Consider the following 18,820-nt stretch of genomic DNA (forward strand, 5'->3'; position numbering starts at 1 on the left):
CAAGCTATGATTGAACGTTACAGCAGACCTGAGATGCGGGCCATTTGGACCGAAGAGAATAAATTCAACGCGTGGCTGGAGGTTGAGATTTGCGCCTGTGAGGCGTGGGCCGAGCTGGGAGTGATCCCGCATGAGGATGCCGCGAAGCTGCGCAAGGATGCCAAATTCGATATCGCGCGGATTGATGAGATTGAGCTGGAGACGCGCCATGATGTGATTGCTTTTACCCGTGCGGTATCCGAAAGTCTGGGAGCAGAGCGCAAATGGGTGCATTACGGACTAACCTCGACAGATGTGGTCGATACGGCGCTGGGTTATCTGCTGCGTCAGGCCAACGAGATTCTGGAGCAGGATATTATCCGGTTCATTGAGATTCTAAAAGACAAAGCTATCGCCTATAAGGATACCCCGATGATGGGCCGTACCCATGGCGTACATGCAGAGCCCACAACATTCGGCCTGAAGATGGCACTGTGGTATGAGGAAATGAAGCGGAACCTGGAGCGCTTCCGTCATGCGGCGGACGGCGTGCAATTCGGCAAAATCTCCGGGGCGGTCGGTACTTATGCCAACATCGACCCGTTCGTTGAAGAATTCGTCTGCCGTAAGCTGGGCACCAGCCCGGCTCCGATCTCCACGCAGACCTTGCAGCGTGACCGTCATGCAGAGTATATGGCGGCGCTGGCGCTGGTTGCCACTTCCCTGGACAAGTTCGCAACCGAGATCCGCGCTTTGCAGAAGAGTGAGATCCGCGAGGTGGAGGAGGCTTTTGCCAAGGGTCAAAAGGGTTCGTCCGCGATGCCGCACAAGCGCAACCCGATCGGCTGCGAGAACATCTCTGGCCTGTCGCGTGTCATCCGCGGCCATATGATGACAGCTTACGAGAACGTGCCGCTGTGGCATGAACGTGATATTTCGCATTCTTCCGTAGAACGGATCATCCTGCCGGATGCGACCATGCTGCTGAACTACATGCTGAACCGCTTCGGCAACATCGTGAAGAACCTGACTGTATTCCCTGAAAATATGAAGCGCAACATGAACCGTACCTTCGGGGTTCCGTTCTCCGGCCGCATCCTGACCAAACTGATCGACAAGGGCTTCAGCCGCGAGCAGGCGTACGACACCGTGCAGCCGCGTGCGATGCAGGCCTGGGAGGAACAGACCCAGTTCCGTGACATCGTGGAAGCCACCCCAGAAATCACAGCCGTGCTTAGCGCGGAGGAGATTGAGGATGCGTTCAACCCTTCCTGGCATCTCAAGCATGTGGACACCATCTTCCGCAAGCTGGAACTGATCTAATTTATAAAAAAGGTAAGTCAGTGGTGAAGGGATGAGCTGGAGAAGAGTTGGGCGGAGCGACGGGGATGCTTCTTCCTGATATGCGGGGCACAGGAAATTGAAATTTAGGTTTGGGGTAAAGGAGGAACGGAGAGGAATTTTGGAACTGTAGAAGCGAAGCGTTCGTCTTTATGGTCCGATTTCTACCACAGCCTGTGGTTAAATCAGAGAAATATGACCATAACAGCGATCGGAAGTCCAAAATTTCCGCAGTGACCCTATTAACCCGAAGGTGTAGTCAATTCCTTGATGCGAAGCTCAGGAAACAAGCCTCCCAAAGCTTTTAGCCCGAATATAGCAAGATCATTTGTTCAAGGGAGGAAAGGTCATGACACACCTAGCCGTATCCACTGCCGTGGAACTAGTAAATGCGCCGCTGCTCTACAAAGGCAAGGTTCGTGAGCTGTATGATTTGGGGGATGAGATACTGATCGTGGTGACAGACCGGATCTCTGCATTCGACTATGTGCTGGACCCGGCGGTTCCAGACAAGGGCAATGTACTGAACCGGCTCAGCGCCTTCTGGTTCGGCCAGACCCGGGAGCTGATCGAGAACCATGTGGTGCATATCGAGGTGGACAAGCTCGGAGATATTGTGAAGGACCGTGAAGCGCTGAAGAACCGGATCATGGTCGTACGCAAAGCCGAGCGGATTGACATCGAATGCGTCGTGCGCGGCTGCATTACAGGCGGCGGCTGGCGGCAGTACCAGGAGACCGGTCAAGTCAACGGCATTGAGCTGCCCAAGGGACTGCGGAAAAATGCGGTGCTGGCGGAGCCGATTTTCACACCTGCGGCTAAGAATGATGTTGGTCACGATGAAGACATTCCGTTCGGGCAGATGCAGGAGCAGATCGGCGCAGAGCTTGCGCTGGAGCTGAAGGAGAAGAGCCTGAAGCTGTTCGCTTTTGCCAGAGCTTATTGTGAAGAACGCGGTATCATCCTCGCCGATTGCAAATTCGAGTTCGGACTGCTGGATGGTAAGGTGATTCTGATCGATGAGATCTTCACGCCGGATGCTTCCCGCTTCTGGGCCAAGGACAAATATGCACTGGATATCGAGATCGACAGCATGGATAAGGAGCCGGTTCGCACGTACCTGTCAGCCTCCTCCTGGGACAAAAACAGTACGCCGGACCCGTTGCCGGCTGAGGTAGTCGAGGAGACGTCGCGCCGGTACCTGGATATTTATCACCGTCTTACCGGGAAGTCGTTGTAGGATGGCGTAAAATGCAGATTTTCATAGAAATAGCTGTACGAAATACAACTAAAGCTAATTTTGCAGGGAATATTGAGAATATAGTTGTACATTATGCAGTTAAGCAAGCTGCCAGTAAGCCTAATTCAGTTCATTAAATTCTAGGAGGAACTACAAGCGTATGTTAAAAGCGACAGTCTACGTCACCATTAAGAAAAGCGTGCTCGACCCTCAGGGAGTTGCCGTGCAGGGTGCCCTGCATTCCGTTGGATTCCAGGAAGTTGAAAGTCTGCGGATCGGCAAGTATATGGAGCTGACCCTCGATACGGATAACCGCGCAGAAGCGGAAGGACGCCTGAAGGAAATGTGCGAGAAGCTGCTGGCCAACACGGTGATCGAGGATTACCGCTACGAATTGGAGGACTAAACGTCATGAAATTTGCTGTACTTGTCTTTCCAGGCTCCAATTGTGACATTGACTGCTACAAGGCAGTAGAAGACAGCCTCGGCGAACCAGTAGATTATGTATGGCATACAGCGACAGACCTGTCGGCGTATGACTGCATCCTCGTGCCAGGCGGCTTCTCTTATGGTGACTATCTGCGCTGCGGCGCAATCTCCCGGTTCGCTCCGGTAATGGCTGAAGTGGCTAAGGCGGCAGAGCAAGGCAAATTCGTGCTTGGCATCTGCAACGGGTTCCAGATTCTGACTGAAGCGGGTCTCCTGCCGGGCGCGCTGCGCCGCAACATGTCGATGAAGTTCCGTTGTCATGACACGGTGCTTAAGGTCATTAATAACACAACCCCGTTTACTATTGACTATGCGAAGGATGAAGAGATCGTCATCCCTATCGCGCATGGCGAAGGCAATTACTATTGTGATGAAGAGACGCTCGCAGAGCTTCAAGCGAATAACCAGATCGTATTCACCTACAGTGACAACCCGAACGGTTCGGTGGCCGATATTGCCGGAGTCAGTAATAGGGCGGGCAATGTAGTCGGCATGATGCCTCACCCGGAGCGTGCAGCGAATAGCCTGCTGGGCTCGGAAGACGGCAAACGGATGTTCACATCCATTCTCAAGACATGGAGGGATCGTTATGACGCAGCAAGTATCCGCTAAGGAGCCGACCGCAGAGCAGATCGCGGAGCAGAAAATCTACAGTCAGTTCGGTGTATCAGACAGCGAATATGAGCTCATTACCTCCTTCATGGGACGTAAGCCCAACTATACAGAAATCGGTGTGTTCAGCGTCATGTGGTCTGAGCACTGTGCATATAAGAACTCCAAGCCGCTGCTGAGCCGTTTCCCGACAAGCGGACCGAAGGTGCTGATGGGACCGGGTGAAGGCGCGGGCATCGTGGACATCGGTGATAACCAGGCCGTTGTCTTCAAAATCGAAAGCCACAACCATCCGTCGGCGGTAGAGCCTTATCAGGGCGCGGCGACCGGAGTGGGCGGGATTATCCGCGATATTTTCTCCATGGGAGCAAGACCGGTGGCCTTGCTGAACTCCTTGCGCTTCGGGAAGCTGGAAAGTGACCGGGTTAAATACCTGTTCGAGCATGTCGTGTCCGGGATTGCAGGCTACGGCAACTGTATCGGCATCCCTACTGTCGGCGGGGAAATTATGTTCGACAACAGCTATGACGGTAATCCGCTGGTGAACGCGATGTGTGTCGGTCTGATTGATCATGACAAAATCCAGCGCGGCGTTGCCAAAGGGGTGGGCAACCCTGTCTTCTACGTAGGTCCGCCTACTGGCCGTGACGGGATTCACGGTGCGACCTTTGCCTCTGTGGAACTGAGCGAAGAATCCGAAGCTAAGAAGACAGCGGTTCAGGTCGGCGATCCGTTCATGGAGAAGCTGGTAATGGAATCCTGCCTGGAGCTGATCGACAGCGGCATCGTCCTCGGCATTCAGGATATGGGCGCAGCCGGACTGACCTGCTCCAGCGCGGAAATGGCGAGCAAGGCAGGCAACGGTCTGGAGCTCTATCTGGATCAGGTGCCGCAGCGTGAAGACGGGATGACCCCGTATGAGATGATGCTCTCGGAATCCCAGGAGCGGATGCTGTTCGTGGTGGAGCCTAAGGATGAGGCTCAGGCCCAGGAAATCTTCGATCGTTGGGGCGTCATCTGCCGCAAGGTGGGTAAGGTGACCGATGACGGCCGCCTGAAGCTGTTCCATCACGGTGAAGTAGTAGGCGATATGCCGGTGAAGGCGCTGGTGGATGAATGCCCTATTTATAACAAACCATCGGCAGTTCCTGCTTATTATGAGGAGAATGCCTCGGTAGATACGCTCCGTTATGAAGAAGTTACCGATCTGGGCGGCGCTTTGCGTACCGTACTGGGTTCGCCTACGGTAGCAAGCAAAGCATGGGTGTACAACCAATATGATTACATGGTACGCACCAGTACTGCGGTTCGTCCGGGTTCCGATGCGGCAGTGGTAACCATTCATGGCACCCGCAAAGGTCTGGCCATGACGACTGACTGCAACGGCCGTTATGTCTATCTGGACCCTGAAGTGGGCGGACGCATTGCTGTCAGCGAAGCGGCGCGCAACATCGTCTGCTCCGGTGCCCAGCCGCTGGCGATTACGGACAACCTGAACTTCGGAAGTCCGGAGAAGCCGGAGATCTTCTGGCAGATGGAACGGGCGGTAGACGGTATGGCGGAAGCTTGCCGGGTGCTGGATACGCCGGTTATCGGCGGGAATGTCAGCCTGTATAACGAGAATGCCTCCGGGTCCATCTACCCGACACCTGTTGTTGGCATGGTCGGTCTCATTGAAGATACGGATCACATTACAACCCAGGCCTTCAAGCAGGAAGGCGATGCTGTACTGCTGCTGGGCGTGACGAAGGCAGAGCTGGGCGGCAGTGAATTCCAGTATGCCGTTCACGGCGTGACCGAAGGCCGTCCGCCGGCGCTGGACTTGGCGACAGAGCGCAAGCTGCTGGATGCCGTACTCGCTGCCATCCGCAGCGGTCGGGTGCGCTCGGCGCATGACCTGTCTGAAGGCGGTCTGGCCGGAGCACTGGCAGAGAGCTGCATCAGCGGCAGCATCGGCGCGAATATCGAACTGTCTGCGGGCGGATTACGCCCGGATGTGGCGCTGTTCAGCGAGAGCCAGTCCCGTATTATCCTGACTTCCGCGCCTGAGCATGCAGAGGAGCTGAAGGCGGCAGTTGCCGCATACGGCGTGCCTGTAGAGATCATTGGAACCGTGGGCGGAGAGCGCCTGCGCGTTACACTGGACGGCTCGTCTGCACTGGATGAAGCTGTTACCGAACTCAAGACCATTTGGGAGGATGCTATTCCATGTCTGATGAAATAAAGACCGGGAACAAGCAGGAAACCCCTATCCTGTGGACCGGCGACTTTTACAATGAAGGAACGGGCTCGGGAGATATTTTTGATACGTTAAAAGAAGAATGCGGCGTCTTCGGGGTCTTCGGACACCCGGAGGCCGCCTCCATGTCCTATTATGGCCTGCATGCTCTGCAGCACCGGGGAGAAGAGAGCGCGGGCATCTGCGTGGCGGATGGGCGCGACTTCAACTATCACCGCGGCATGGGCCTGGTGAAAGAAGTTTTCGATAAAGACAAAATCGCTTCACTGGTGGGAGACATGTCCATCGGCCATGTGCGGTACTCCACCAGCGGAGACAGCCGGCTGACCAATGCGCAGCCGCTGGTCTTCAAATACCGTGACGGTGATCTGGCGATTGCCACGAACGGCAATATCGTTAACGAACCGCTGATCCGCAAGCAGCTGGAGCAGGGCGGCTCGATCTTCCAGACGACTAGTGATACCGAGGTGCTGGCGCATCTGATTGCACGTTCACAGAAGGATTTTGTCGAAGCGACGAAGGATGCCTTGTCGCAACTGGTCGGCGGATTCGCCTTCCTCTTGATGACCAATGACAAGCTGATTGTCGCCTCAGATACCCACGGACTTCGTCCGCTTGTAATGGGCCGCCTGGGCGAAGCCTATGTCTTCGCTTCTGAATCCTGTGCGCTCGAAGTGATCGGCGCCGAGCTGGTGCGTGATATCGAGCCCGGCGAGCTGCTGGTGCTGGACCAGAACGGTTTCCGTGAAGAACGCTTCGCAGAGCCTAAGCGCAAAGCGCTGTGCGCGATGGAGTACATCTACTTCGCCCGCCCGGACAGCGACCTGAACGGCTCCAACCTGCACTCCGCCCGCAAGCGGATGGGCAGCCGTATGGCGCTCGAAGCCTTCGTGGATGCGGATATTGTCACCGGCGTGCCGGATTCCAGTATCTCCGCCGCCATCGGCTATGCCGAGCAGACGGGCATCCCGTACGAGCTGGGGCTGATCAAGAACAAGTATACCGGCCGCACGTTCATCCAGCCCAGCCAGGAACTGCGTGAGCAGGGCGTCAAGATGAAGCTCAGCGCGGTACGCCGCGTCGTGGAAGGCCAGCGTGTAGTGATGATCGACGATTCGATCGTGCGAGGTACCACCTCACGCCGGATCGTCAACCTGCTGCGCGAAGCCGGAGCCTTAGAGGTCCACGTGCGGATTACATCGCCGCCGTTCAAGAATCCGTGCTTCTATGGCATTGATACCCCGGACCGCCGGGAGCTGATTGCCTCTTACAAGACCATCGCCGAGATGTGTGAGGAGATCAACGCTGATTCCCTGGCGTTCCTCTCTCCCGAGGGGCTGATCCAGTCCATCGGCGGCTATAATAGTGACGACTATAAAGGCGGCCTATGCCTGTCTTGCTTCGACAATGATTACCCGACGCAGGTGGATTTCGGCGGGGAAGAGAAGGACGGATGCTCGTGTTAGGCGGAACATCCGCCTAACACTGTGGGGCTCATCCCCCTAAGTTCCCCTTGCGAAGGGGGATTCCGGAAGTTTGGTGGTCTGTTTCTGCTCTAAACTTGCTAAGGAGGCTTGGGTGCGGGTGCCCGCTTTGTCCCTATGTGCTGCGCACGGACGGGACGCGCTTATGCGGTGCTGCCCCCCGGCGGCCTGCGGCCCGCTGGGCCCACTGGCTCCAGAATCTGTCCTATTTGCTGCGCAAATCCGGAGATTCTGTCGCCTAAGAAGCCCGCACGGCTTCGCCCCGTGCGGAGAAGAGCTCCCACCCCCGTCCTGTTTGCTAACGCAAAAACGGGGGACCGGTCGCCTAAGGAGGCGCTGTGCGAAGCCCAGCGCCGCCCCCTTGCCGCTGTGCAAGGCGCGAAGCTTCGGCTTGCGGCAGAGGTTTGAACTGCGGTGGTGTGAGTCATGGAGAGGAATTTTGGAACTGTAGGAGCGGTAGCGTCCGCCTTTATGGCCCGATTTCTACCGCAAATAGCGGTATCAATCAGGAAATCGGGCCATAACAGCGGCCGGAAGTCCAAATATTCTTTGTAATGACGACTATAACGACCCTATCATTTCAAATCCCTGCCGCCCCGAACCCGCGCTCTAAACTAATCTAAATGAGGTGTCCAAACGTGTCAGAAGCGTACAAGAAAGCCGGAGTGGATATTGCGGCTGGCAATGAAGCAGTAGAACGCATGAAAAAGCATGTGAAGCGCACATACCGTCCGGAAGTGATGACGGAGCTGGGCGGCTTCGGCGCCCTGTTCGGCCTGAATAAGGACAAGTACGAAGAGCCAGTTCTCGTGTCGGGAACAGATGGTGTGGGCACGAAGCTGAAAATCGCGTTCGCGGCTGACCGCCACGACACGATTGGCATCGATGCTGTCGCCATGTGCGTGAATGACATCGTGGTACAGGGTGCTGAGCCGCTGTTCTTCCTCGATTATCTGGCCTGCGATAAGGTCGTGCCGGAGAAGATCGAAGCCATCGTAGCCGGGATCGCGGAAGGCTGTCATCAGGCGGGCTGCGCCCTGATCGGCGGCGAGACCGCCGAGATGCCGGGCATGTATGCAGCTGGCGAATATGATATCGCCGGATTCACCGTAGGTGTGGCCGATAAGGCGAAGCTGGTAACCGGATCAGATATTGCTCCAGGAGACACAGTTATCGGGCTGGCTTCGAGCGGGATTCACAGCAATGGCTTCTCGCTGGTGCGCAAGCTTTTGCTGGAGGAAGACGGTTACGGCTTAGATGAGGTTGTGCCGGAGCTGGGAGCGCCGCTGGTGGACGTTCTGCTGGCCCCAACCCGGATCTACGTGAAGCCGCTACTCGCTCTGCTGGAACAGCTTCCGGTCAAGGGCATGGCCCATATTACCGGCGGCGGGTTCATCGAGAACATTCCGCGCGTATTACCGGAGCATGTGAATGTAGAGATCAACTACGGCTCCTGGCCGATCCAGCCTGTCTTCAGCTTGATGCAGAGTAAGGGGCAGGTCAGCAACCGCGACATGTTCACAACGTTCAATATGGGCGTGGGGCTGGTGCTGGTAGTGGCGGAAGCGGACGGAGAGCGTGCGCTGGAACTGCTTAAGGCCAGCGGGGAAGAGGCTTACCGGATCGGCACGGTTACTGAAGGAGAGCGCATTGTTACCTTCACGGGAGCTGAAGTCTGATGGAGTGGAGCCGAATCGCTGTCTTTGCCTCCGGAACGGGCAGCAATTTCGCTGCACTGGTCCAGGCACAGCGGGAGGGCAGGCTGGGCGGAGGCAGCATAGAGCTGCTGGTCTCGGATAAACCGGAAGCGCCTGTAGCACAGCGGGCAGAGGAGGCAGGAATTCCTGCTCTGCTGTTGCGGCCGAAGGACTTCGCGGGCCGGGAGCAGTACGAGGCCGCGATTGTGGCTGAATTGCAGCGCCGGAACATCGGACTGGTGGTGCTGGCCGGTTATATGCGGCTAATCTCCCCTGTTCTGCTCACACCGTATGCCGGACGGATCATCAACATTCATCCTTCGCTGCTGCCGGCTTTTGCCGGGAAGGACGCGATCGGGCAGGCGCTGGAGTATGGCGTGAAGCTGACAGGCGTGACCGTGCATTTTGTCGATGGAGGCATGGATACCGGACCGGTGATTGCCCAGCGCAGCGTGGAGGTCCAGTCTGGAGATACCGCTGAATCGCTGGCTGCACGTATCCATCAGGTGGAATACGCGCTGTATCCTGAGGTAGTGAGTGCTTTTGCCGCCGGAAAAGTAGAATTGAACGGAAGAATGGCGACCATTGGCGATTAATAGAAGTAGCTGTATATTTCTCGGGAAATACTGCTGAGGCGTCAGAAATTGACGGAAGCTCTGGCGGCATGGCCGGAAATTGCGAAAATACAGGTTTGCTGGCATAAGGACAGAAGCACAAATATCAGGACAGAAACACCAGGGAATTCTAAATTAATAGTTTGTTCTACAGGATTCGTTGCTGTAATCATCCGGAGTTCATCCGGCAAACATTCATAGGCACGGGGATCATTTGATTTAAAGGTTCAGTATTCCCAACTCAATAAGCTAAGCTGCTGGAACAGGTGGATTTTCTCCATCTAATCTGGCTGATATATGCGGTGAACGGAGCATAAGTGGAAAAAGTACAGCTAATCCGGCCCCAATCGAATGATTGACCTTATCTGGCGTCATTTAGGTGTGTATTTTCCAACTACTGCCCCGCTACGTGCTTCCCCGCCGGAATTAGATGACAAAAATCCAACTAAATCAGCTGCGCCAATGAGTGGGTACAAGCCGTCTTCAAGAGCAGCCGATTCATCAAGTAACTCTTACAACACCCTAATAATCTAGCGAGAATCCAGAGGAGGACTATTCAAAGTGAGTATCAAGAGAGCGCTGGTCAGCGTATCGGACAAACAGGGCATCGTGGATTTTTGCCGCGAGTTGTCTGCATTAGGCGTAGAAATTATCTCCACAGGCGGCACCAGCACACTTCTCGCGAAGGAAGGCGTTCCGGTCATTGGCATCTCTGATGTTACCGGCTTCCCTGAGATCATGGACGGACGCGTCAAAACCTTACATCCAGCCGTACACAGCGGCCTGCTGGCCGTTCGTGACAACGAAGAGCATACCCGTCAGATGAATGAGCTTGGCCTTGATTACATCGACCTTGTCGTGGTGAATTTGTATCCGTTCGCGGAGACGATTGCCAAGCCGGATGTGTCTTATGAAGAGGCTATCGAGAATATCGATATCGGCGGACCGACGATGCTGCGTTCTGCGGCGAAGAACCATGCGTTTGTTAGTGTGGTGGTCGATGCGGCTGACTATGCGAATGTGCTTGAAGAAGTACGCGCCGGTGGAGATACAACCCTTGCAACCCGCAAACGTCTTGCGGCCAAAGTCTTCCGCCATACGGCGGCTTACGACGCCCTGATTGCCGATTATCTGGCGAATGTCACCGGTGAACCGCTGCCGGAGCGCTATACGGTCACTTATGAGAAAATCCAGGATCTGCGCTACGGGGAGAACCCGCATCAGAAGGCTGCGTTCTACCGCAAGCCGCTGGCTGCACAGGATACGCTGACGGCTGCTGAGCAGCTGCACGGCAAAGAGCTGTCCTACAACAATATCAATGACGCGAACGCGGCGCTCCAGATTGTCAAAGAGTTCGAAGAGCCTGCCGTTGTAGCCGTGAAGCATATGAATCCTTGCGGAGTCGGCGTGGGCACAAGTGTCTATGAAGCATATCAAAAAGCGTACAATGCGGACCCTACCTCCATCTTCGGCGGAATTGTGGCAGCCAACCGGATTATTGATGCGGACACGGCTAATCTGCTGAAGGATATTTTCCTCGAAATCGTCCTGGCCCCGGGCTTCACAGAAGAAGCGCTGGAGATCCTGACGAAGAAAAAGAATATCCGCCTGCTTAAACTGGGCAACCTCAGCACCGCTTCATCCCGCAAGAGCAGCTTTGTGGTTACCTCCGTTGAAGGTGGAATGGTGGTGCAGGAGAGCGATGTACACTCTGTGAATCCTGAGGAATTGCAAGTTGTAACTAACCGCAAGCCTACGGAAGAAGAGCTGAAGCAGCTGTTGTTCGGCTGGAAGGTCGTGAAGCATGTGAAGTCCAATGCCATTGTGCTTGCGGCTGACGATATGACAGTCGGTGTAGGTGCAGGACAGATGAACCGTGTCGGTGCGGCCAAGATTGCCATTGAACAAGCAGGCGAGAAAGCAAAGGGTGCTGTGCTGGCATCAGACGCCTTCTTCCCGATGGGCGATACACTGGAAATGGCTGCGAAGGCGGGCATTACGGCAGTTATTCAGCCGGGAGGCTCGATCAAGGACGAGGAATCGGTTAAGGTTGCCAATGAATACGGCATTGCCATGGTCTTCACCGGCGTACGCCACTTCAAACACTAGCACGCTGGGAGGATCAGAGCCTTATGGATATTTTAGTAGTCGGCGGCGGCGGACGAGAGCATGCGATCATCTGGAGCTTGTCCCGCAGTCCCCGTGCCGGTAAAATCTACTGCGCCCCCGGCAATGCCGGGATTGCGCAGCTTGCGGAATGTGTGCCGATCGGCGTCTTCGAGTTCGATAAGCTGACCGCTTTTGCGAAGGAGAAGAAGGTGGGCCTGGTAGTCATCGGACCGGATGATCCGCTCGCTGCAGGCATTGTGGATGCCTTCGAAGCCCAGGATATTCCTGTATTCGGCCCGCGGAAGAATGCCGCAGAGATTGAGGGCAGCAAGACCTTCATGAAGGATCTGCTGCATAAATACAGCATTCCGACAGCCGCATATGAGAAATTCAGCGATTATGAGACAGCCCTGTCTTATCTGCGGAGCCAGGAGCTGCCGATTGTCATCAAGGCGGACGGCCTGGCCGCAGGCAAAGGGGTAACCGTGGCATATTCCCCGGAGGAGGCGGAGCAGGCCCTTCAGGAGATCATGGTCGACAAGGTCTTCGGGGAAGCAGGGGCGCAGGTAGTCATTGAGGAGTTCCTTGCCGGGCAGGAAATGTCGATTCTGGCGTTCGTGGATGGCGAAACGGTGCGGCCGATGGCTGCGGCTCAGGACCATAAGCCTGTATTCGACGGCGATAAAGGACCTAATACGGGAGGCATGGGGACGTATTCCCCGCTGCCGCATATCGATGAAGCGATCATCCGTGAAGCGGTGGAGACGATTATTGAGCCGACAGCCAGAGCGATGGTGGCTGAGGGGCGGCCCTTCAGCGGAGTGCTGTTCGCGGGACTAATGATCTCGCCGGACGGCAGACCGAAGACGATTGAGTTCAATGCCCGCTTCGGGGACCCGGAGACCCAGGTGGTTCTTCCCCGGCTGCGAAGCGATCTGCTGGAGATCTTCCTGGCTGTGACCGAAGGCAGACTCGCCGATATTCCGATTGAGTGGAGCGAAGAGGCGGCAGTCTGCGTGGTCCTGGCCTCGGAGGGGTATCCCGGGCCTTACCCGAAGGGAGTGCCGATCAGCGGGCTGGAAGACAGCAGCTCTGCGCTGGTCTTCCATGCCGGAACCGCACGCAGTGAAGACGGAGGCTGGGTGACCACCGGCGGCCGTGTGCTTGGGGTGGTAGGCCTGGGGGCAACCATTGCCGAAGCACGTACATCGGCCTATGCCAGTGCGGAGACTATTACGTTTGCGGGTAAACAGAACCGCAGTGATATCGCAATGAAGGCACTGGTCTGAGGAGAAAGTCCCAAAAAAAGGACTGACAAGTTGTAGGAGAAGTGCTATAATACAACTCGTACGGGGGAAAATGTGCGGATATATACAGATAAAGGGTCTTTCCTTTCTAAGGAAAGGCCTTTTTTAAAATAGAGAAATTCATATGTTTCACGCTATACATTATCCTTCTATTCTCGCCGAAACGGTACCGTCCCTAAAAGGACGGCACAGCCGTTTCCACTTGCAATTCCATAACGAATGTTATAATAGTACAATAAAAGCGATGCTTATGCGGATGTACAGTTACTGATTTAAGGGGGAATTAGTTTTGAGTAAGGTAGGAAGAAACGACTTATGCCCGTGTGGAAGCGGGAACAAATATAAGAAATGCTGCATGGAGAAAGACAGAGCGGCAGCCCAGTCAATGCTGCGGCTGGTTACCGCAGGGGATGCAGCGGCGCAAGCGCCTGTAACCATACCCGGCGTAATCGTGCACGAGGAACAGCCGGCTACGGTAAGTGCTGCCCCTGCTGCGGGCAAGCTAACGCTGCCCAAGCTGAAGAAGATGGTGGCGAAGGAGCTGAACTGGGAGCATCCGGCCCATGAACAGCTGGCGCTGGAGCTGATCGAGCACATGAGAGAGCAGTATGACCGGGAGCTGATTCTGGAAGCACTGCTGCTGTGGAACGGTTTCTCCCGCCAGACCAAGCCGGCCGTGAAGAAGACAGGCTCCTTCTGTGCGGCAATCGAATACCTGCTGTCCGAGGAATACGGCTTCATGCTGTCGCAGGCGGAGCTGGCGGACAAATACGCGGTTACTACGGCCACGATCTCCCGCAAGGTTAAAGAGATCTATAACTATGTCGAGGAATACGGCATGACCGGGGAAGCGGATGAATTGATGGCGCTGAACGGAGCGGAAACTCCGCAGGAGAAGGCACAGACCCTTCTGGCCCAAGCCATGGAGGCAACCTCTGCGAAGCGCCGGGTCCAGCTGGCGGAGAAGGCGCTGGAGCTCTATCCGGACAGCCCGGAAGCCTACCTTATTCTCGCCGAGGAAACGGAGAATGAGGATGACGCGCGGGAGCTGCTGAAGGCGGGAATCGCCGCAGGCAGACGGGAGCTGGGCGAGTCTTATTTTACGAAGCATAAAGGGTTCTTCTGGGGGCTATATGAGACCCGTCCTTATATCCGTATCTGCCAGAGCTACGCGGAATCCTGCTGGTTCGGCGGTAAGGCGGAGGAAGCAACAGAGATGCTGGAGCATATTCTGGAGCTTAATCAGGATGATAATACCGGTGCCCGCTATCTGCTGACTGCTGTATACCTGTATAGCAACCAGCTTGAAGAGGCAGAGCGGATTATTAAGAACTACGGTGAAGAGGATGCGGCGGCGGCTTTTGCCTATGACCGGATTGTACTGGAGTTCAAGAAGAACGGGATTACCTCGCAGCTCAAAATGCTCTACCGCATAGCCCGCGGAGTGAACAAGCATGTGCCGGATTACCTGCTGGGCGTGAAGCGGCTGCCGCATAATCTTCCGGATTTTGTCGGTATGGGTGATCCCAATGAAGCGATTGAATATGTAATTATGCACTCGCGCTTGTGGGCGAGCCTGCCGGATCTGCTTAAGTGGATGCTGAAGCAATAGACACTATAGATGAAATACCAGACACAGTCCTCCGGGGCTGTGTTTTTTTATGGAGATTAGGCGTGACCTCCTTGATTTCATCTCACACCGCCTATGTATGCCAAAAACGAACACATTGGGGAGTGGCGCAGGTGGATGGGCGAATGTAATCGAAAAACCGACCACATTGGCGTTGGGATTGGGCTACGTATAAATCCCCTTGCCAATATAGTCTAATTAGACTATATTATGATGTGTAGTCTAATTAGACTAAACTATCTGAAAAGAGGTCCTCCTAATGTTATTTATTACTGGAGCAACTGGAACGGTCGGAAATCGGGTTGTACATTCCCTCAAGTCTAAGGATGTCAATTTCAAAGCCCTCACCCGGACACCGGAGAAACTGATAAGCGATCAGAGCGATCAAATGACTATCGTCACTGGCGATATTAAGGATTGCAGTGCCTGGTCAGACAGTCTGCGAGGCGTGGAGACCTTATTCCTGATCCTGCTGGATGATGCCGAAGAAATTCTGCAGGCTGCCCGGGACAAGGGTGTACGGAACATCGTGTTCTTATCCTCAGCGTCGATCAACCGCTCGGATGCCGGTTACAATGAGAACGCTATGAAACATAAGAAGGTCGAGGAGCAGATTCAGGCGTATGGCTTTCGGTATGTGTATATCCGGGCCGAGGCCTTCATGCATAATACCGTTTACTGGAGGGACCTTTTTAGATACAATAAGGGGACGATCCGGCTACCGGCTCTGGAGGCAAAGCTGGCCAGTGTGCATGAAGCAGATATTGCCGAAGTGATCAGTGAGGTTGCAGCGGATTTTGACAGATTCTCCGGGCAGGTCTTGACGCTCACAGGAGCAAATATTCTTAGCCAGCGGAACATATTGACCGAAATCTCCAAGCAGCTTGGACAATCCATTCAACTGGAGGAGCAGACGATCGGGGACTTCCGTTCTTATATGAGCAAGTATATCGCTGAAGAGTACATTACCCTTAGAGTTCAGGACTGGGAGTATAGCCTGAAGCATAAGCTCGCCGTGACGGACACGGTGCTGACGATTCTTGGCCGGGAGCCTTATACGTTCAGAGAATGGATCGCGGAGCATCTCGGTGATTTTCAATAAATACAGAAAGAGGAATTCACTATTATACCCTTACTTATACTGGGTCTGCTGAAGGATTGCGGACAATCCAGCGCTTATGAATTGCTCAGTGTCTTCAAAGAACGGGATTACCGTTACCTTGTTCATATGACGAAGGGATCGCTCTATTACAACCTGCAGAAGTTAGCGGGGGAAGGTTGGGTCCGGCTGGTGGAGGTCGTTAGCGTGAACAACTATCCTGAGCAATATATCTACGAGATCACACCGCAGGGCGACGAGCATTTCAAAGCACTGATGGCCAAATATTCGCTGCAGACGGACGATATTACGTTAGCCTTTTACATGACAACGCTGTTCGCCCACCAATATGATCCTGAACAATTCAAGGCGGCTGTAGCGGTGCAGATGGAGCAGACACGGCGCAAAATTGCTGAAATTGACCATGTGCTGGATGCCAAGCAAGATAAGATCTACGATACGGCCAAATCGATGATGAATAATGTCAGAGCCCACCATGAATTGAACCTGAAATGGTTTCAGGAGCTGCTGGAACGGTAGGACGGTGTACTCCTCATACTCCCTTTTGTTTGCTGAATACAGCAGAGAAAGGGAGTATTTTTTGTGCGACAAACCTGACATGAACAAGTGGAAATGAGGAAGAATCAGGTGGTTAACAGGATAATCATGAGAAAATACCTGACATAGTCACAGTTTTTTCACAGCTTACGGAGAAACGGTAAAGGGATAAGGGGATTTTTTGCAGAAATAAGTCGAAAAGACAGAGAATAGCCGCAGGTAGAGCTTAGGGCCTGAGTCTATTGACATGGGGATGGGGGAGTTCTATGAAAGCATTAAGGAATATGGGGATTCGCGGCAAGCTGTTTTTGTCAGTGATTCTGTCTGTGGTGGTTATTTTCATGGCGGTGTCTGCAGTGATCTACAGCAATGCCAAGCAGCTTATCGTGGACGGGCTGAAGAGCTCACTGACGTATGAGAAAGGGGAGATCGGGGTGCAGGTCAATGACCTGCTGCAGCCTGCTGTGGATAGTGTGGCGCTGCTCAATGCCAACGCCTACCTCCGCGACTTCATTCTGAGGGTGAAGGATGCGCAGATGCTGAAGACTACGGACGGGTACGCGGAGCTGATCGAGACGCTGAACCTAATCAAGAACAACAATAAGAATCTGCTCAATGTATACATAGGTCTGGATGCGGTGAACAAGGTGATTACCCAGGATGAATTCGAGCCTCCGGCAGACTACGTGCTGAAGGAGCGAAGCTGGTATTCCGCTGCGGCTGCGAACAAGCGTGTTACGATTACCAATCCTTATATTGATGCCGGGTCGGGCAAAATGGTCGTTAGTGTCAGCACCCCGCTGCTTGATGATTCGGGCAAGCTGATCGGTGTGGCGAGTGCAGATATTTCGATAGAGCAGATTACAGCGGCGCTGGGCGCTTTTAATTATAAGGGCAGCGGCTATGCCGTGCTGATTGATGAGACAGGGACGTTCATCTACCATCCTAATCCGGATCATATCCTGCTGAAGAAGATGGCTGACCTGGGTGGATCGTGGAAGATTGTTGGCGATAAAATGCTGCAATGGGGTTCTAATGTCATCCGGACGGACATTGACGGCGAACCCAGCTATGTATCCTATTCACCGGCTGTGGCTAACCAGTGGTCGGTCGCGCTGATCGTACCACAGAAGCATGCGGAGCTGGAGCTGAAGCGCTTCGCGCTGATTTTCTTCCTCTCTATTATGGCTTCGATTGCGGTGCTGTCTGTCCTGCTGTATCTGGTCTCAAGCAGCATCCTGAAGCAAATTCCGCTCCTCACAGCTGCGTTCGGGCAGGCGAAGGACGGAGACTTGTCGGTAAGGGCAAGGGTGACCGCGGGAGGCGAGATAGGGGTGCTGGCTGAGGGCTTCAACGATATGATCGCCTCGCAGCAGTCACTGATTCAGGAGATCTTGCACAGCTCGCAGAGTATCTCGGGAGCGGTGGGGAATACAGAGCAGAACGTATTCGTGCTGGACGGCAGCATCACCGATATCTCGGGGGTTACGGAGGAGCTGTCGGCAGGCTTGCAGCAGACCGCCGCCTCAATGGAGGAGATGAACGCCAGTACGACCCAGATCGAGGCGGCGATCCACGGGATTGCCCGCAAAGCCCAGGAGGGGGCGGAAGCCGCCGGAGAAATTAACATACGGGCGGAGCGGCTGAAGGAGAGAGCCTGGGAATCCCGCACACAGGCGGATACCGTGTACGGACTTAGTGAAGAGAAGCTGCGCACAGCCATTGAACAGTCGGGATCAATCTCGCAGATCAGCGCGCTTACAGGAGCCATTCTGGAGATCGCCGCCCAGACCAACCTGTTATCGCTGAATGCTTCAATTGAGGCGGCCAGGGCCGGAGAAGCCGGCCGGGGGTTCGCTGTAGTGGCGGAGGAGATCCGTAAGCTCGCGGACAACTCGCGTGAGACGGTGACTGAGATTCAGGGAGTGACCGGGGCGGTAATCGAGGCGGTGTCCAATCTTGTGGAGGCTGCGGAGAGTATGCTGGGCTTCATGGACAGCCAGGTGAAGAAGGACTACGATGCCATGCAGGAGACCGGAGAGCGGTACAGTGAGGATGCCCGGTATATCGAGGAGCTGGTGACGGACTTCAGCGCCACTTCGGAAGAGCTGCTCGCTTCCATCCAGAGCATGCTCACTGCGATCAGCGAGACTGGCAGTGCGACGAATGAGGGGGCGGAAGGAGCGGGAGTCATCGCTGCCGGAGCGGAGCAGATCATCGGGCGGTCGGGCAGCATCGTAGCGGAGATGGAGGAGATCAAGCATAGCTCGGCGCAGCTGCTGAGTGCGGTGTCAAGGTTTAAGGTATAAAGGGTTCTGGTGAGAGGGAGGTCCGGCAGGTAGATGCCGGACCTCCCTCTTGCTTATCGGCGGGGGGCTGCTGGTCACCATTCCACTCTCAGTGGATGTTATGGTGTGTGGAG

At 54.8% G+C, this 18,820-nt stretch carries 14 protein-coding genes; all 14 read left to right on the forward strand.

Annotated features, from left to right (window positions below; all coding sequences use genetic code 11):
• The first annotated feature begins 6 nt into the window (after positions 1-6).
• The 14 genes from purB to MKZ07_RS26975 all read left to right on the forward strand — a co-directional run bounded on the left by purB (position 7) and on the right by MKZ07_RS26975 (position 18,707).
• On the forward strand, positions 7-1,302 hold the full coding sequence (gene purB, locus MKZ07_RS26910) for an adenylosuccinate lyase (RefSeq protein ID WP_036693308.1): 1,296 nt from the start codon (positions 7-9) through the stop codon (positions 1,300-1,302).
• 367 nt (positions 1,303-1,669) lie between these two features.
• On the forward strand, positions 1,670-2,560 hold the full coding sequence (locus MKZ07_RS26915; protein WP_036693305.1) for a phosphoribosylaminoimidazolesuccinocarboxamide synthase: 891 nt from the start codon (positions 1,670-1,672) through the stop codon (positions 2,558-2,560).
• A gap of 160 nt (positions 2,561-2,720) precedes the next feature.
• Positions 2,721-2,966: a phosphoribosylformylglycinamidine synthase subunit PurS gene (gene purS, locus MKZ07_RS26920; RefSeq protein ID WP_019913657.1), complete on the forward strand. Its 246-nt coding sequence runs from the start codon at positions 2,721-2,723 to the stop codon at positions 2,964-2,966.
• A gap of 5 nt (positions 2,967-2,971) precedes the next feature.
• Positions 2,972-3,661, forward strand: a complete 690-nt coding sequence (gene purQ / locus MKZ07_RS26925) for a phosphoribosylformylglycinamidine synthase subunit PurQ (protein ID WP_036693302.1) — start codon at positions 2,972-2,974, stop codon at positions 3,659-3,661.
• A complete protein-coding gene (gene purL / locus MKZ07_RS26930) occupies positions 3,639-5,885 on the forward strand; it encodes a phosphoribosylformylglycinamidine synthase subunit PurL (protein WP_036693297.1) in 2,247 nt (748 codons plus the stop codon). Before purQ ends, purL begins: the two co-directional genes overlap by 23 nt.
• Positions 5,870-7,366 carry an amidophosphoribosyltransferase gene (purF, locus tag MKZ07_RS26935; RefSeq protein WP_036693294.1) on the forward strand — a complete coding sequence of 499 codons (1,497 nt, stop codon included), beginning with the start codon at positions 5,870-5,872 and terminating at the stop codon, positions 7,364-7,366. Before purL ends, purF begins: the two co-directional genes overlap by 16 nt.
• Positions 7,367-8,022: 656 nt before the next feature.
• Complete coding sequence (purM, locus tag MKZ07_RS26940) at positions 8,023-9,063, forward strand: phosphoribosylformylglycinamidine cyclo-ligase (protein ID WP_036693291.1); 1,041 nt, start codon at positions 8,023-8,025, stop codon at positions 9,061-9,063.
• The gene (gene purN / locus MKZ07_RS26945; RefSeq protein ID WP_036693288.1) at positions 9,063-9,677 is read left to right on the forward strand and encodes a phosphoribosylglycinamide formyltransferase; all 615 of its coding nucleotides are present in this window, start codon (positions 9,063-9,065) and stop codon (positions 9,675-9,677) included. The genes purM and purN overlap by 1 nt, the downstream gene beginning before the upstream one ends.
• A 579-nt stretch (positions 9,678-10,256) precedes the next feature.
• Positions 10,257-11,804, forward strand: a complete 1,548-nt coding sequence (purH, locus tag MKZ07_RS26950; protein ID WP_341028640.1) for a bifunctional phosphoribosylaminoimidazolecarboxamide formyltransferase/IMP cyclohydrolase — start codon at positions 10,257-10,259, stop codon at positions 11,802-11,804.
• 23 nt (positions 11,805-11,827) lie between these two features.
• Positions 11,828-13,093, forward strand: a complete 1,266-nt coding sequence (gene purD, locus MKZ07_RS26955) for a phosphoribosylamine--glycine ligase (protein WP_341028642.1) — start codon at positions 11,828-11,830, stop codon at positions 13,091-13,093.
• Between the two features lie 307 nt (positions 13,094-13,400).
• A complete protein-coding gene (locus MKZ07_RS26960; RefSeq protein ID WP_341028644.1) occupies positions 13,401-14,723 on the forward strand; it encodes an SEC-C metal-binding domain-containing protein in 1,323 nt (440 codons plus the stop codon).
• 277 nt (positions 14,724-15,000) lie between these two features.
• Positions 15,001-15,843, forward strand: a complete 843-nt coding sequence (locus tag MKZ07_RS26965; RefSeq protein WP_341028646.1) for an NmrA family NAD(P)-binding protein — start codon at positions 15,001-15,003, stop codon at positions 15,841-15,843.
• Between the two features lie 48 nt (positions 15,844-15,891).
• Positions 15,892-16,380 carry a PadR family transcriptional regulator gene (locus tag MKZ07_RS26970; protein WP_256706978.1) on the forward strand — a complete coding sequence of 163 codons (489 nt, stop codon included), beginning with the start codon at positions 15,892-15,894 and terminating at the stop codon, positions 16,378-16,380.
• 284 nt (positions 16,381-16,664) lie between these two features.
• Positions 16,665-18,707 carry a methyl-accepting chemotaxis protein gene (locus MKZ07_RS26975; RefSeq protein WP_341028649.1) on the forward strand — a complete coding sequence of 681 codons (2,043 nt, stop codon included), beginning with the start codon at positions 16,665-16,667 and terminating at the stop codon, positions 18,705-18,707.
• The last annotated feature ends 113 nt before the right edge of the window (positions 18,708-18,820 follow it).

Origin of the sequence: Paenibacillus sp. FSL P4-0338, from assembly GCF_038002365.1 — a bacterium.
Taxonomy (GTDB): Bacteria; Bacillota; Bacilli; order Paenibacillales; family Paenibacillaceae; genus Paenibacillus_AQ.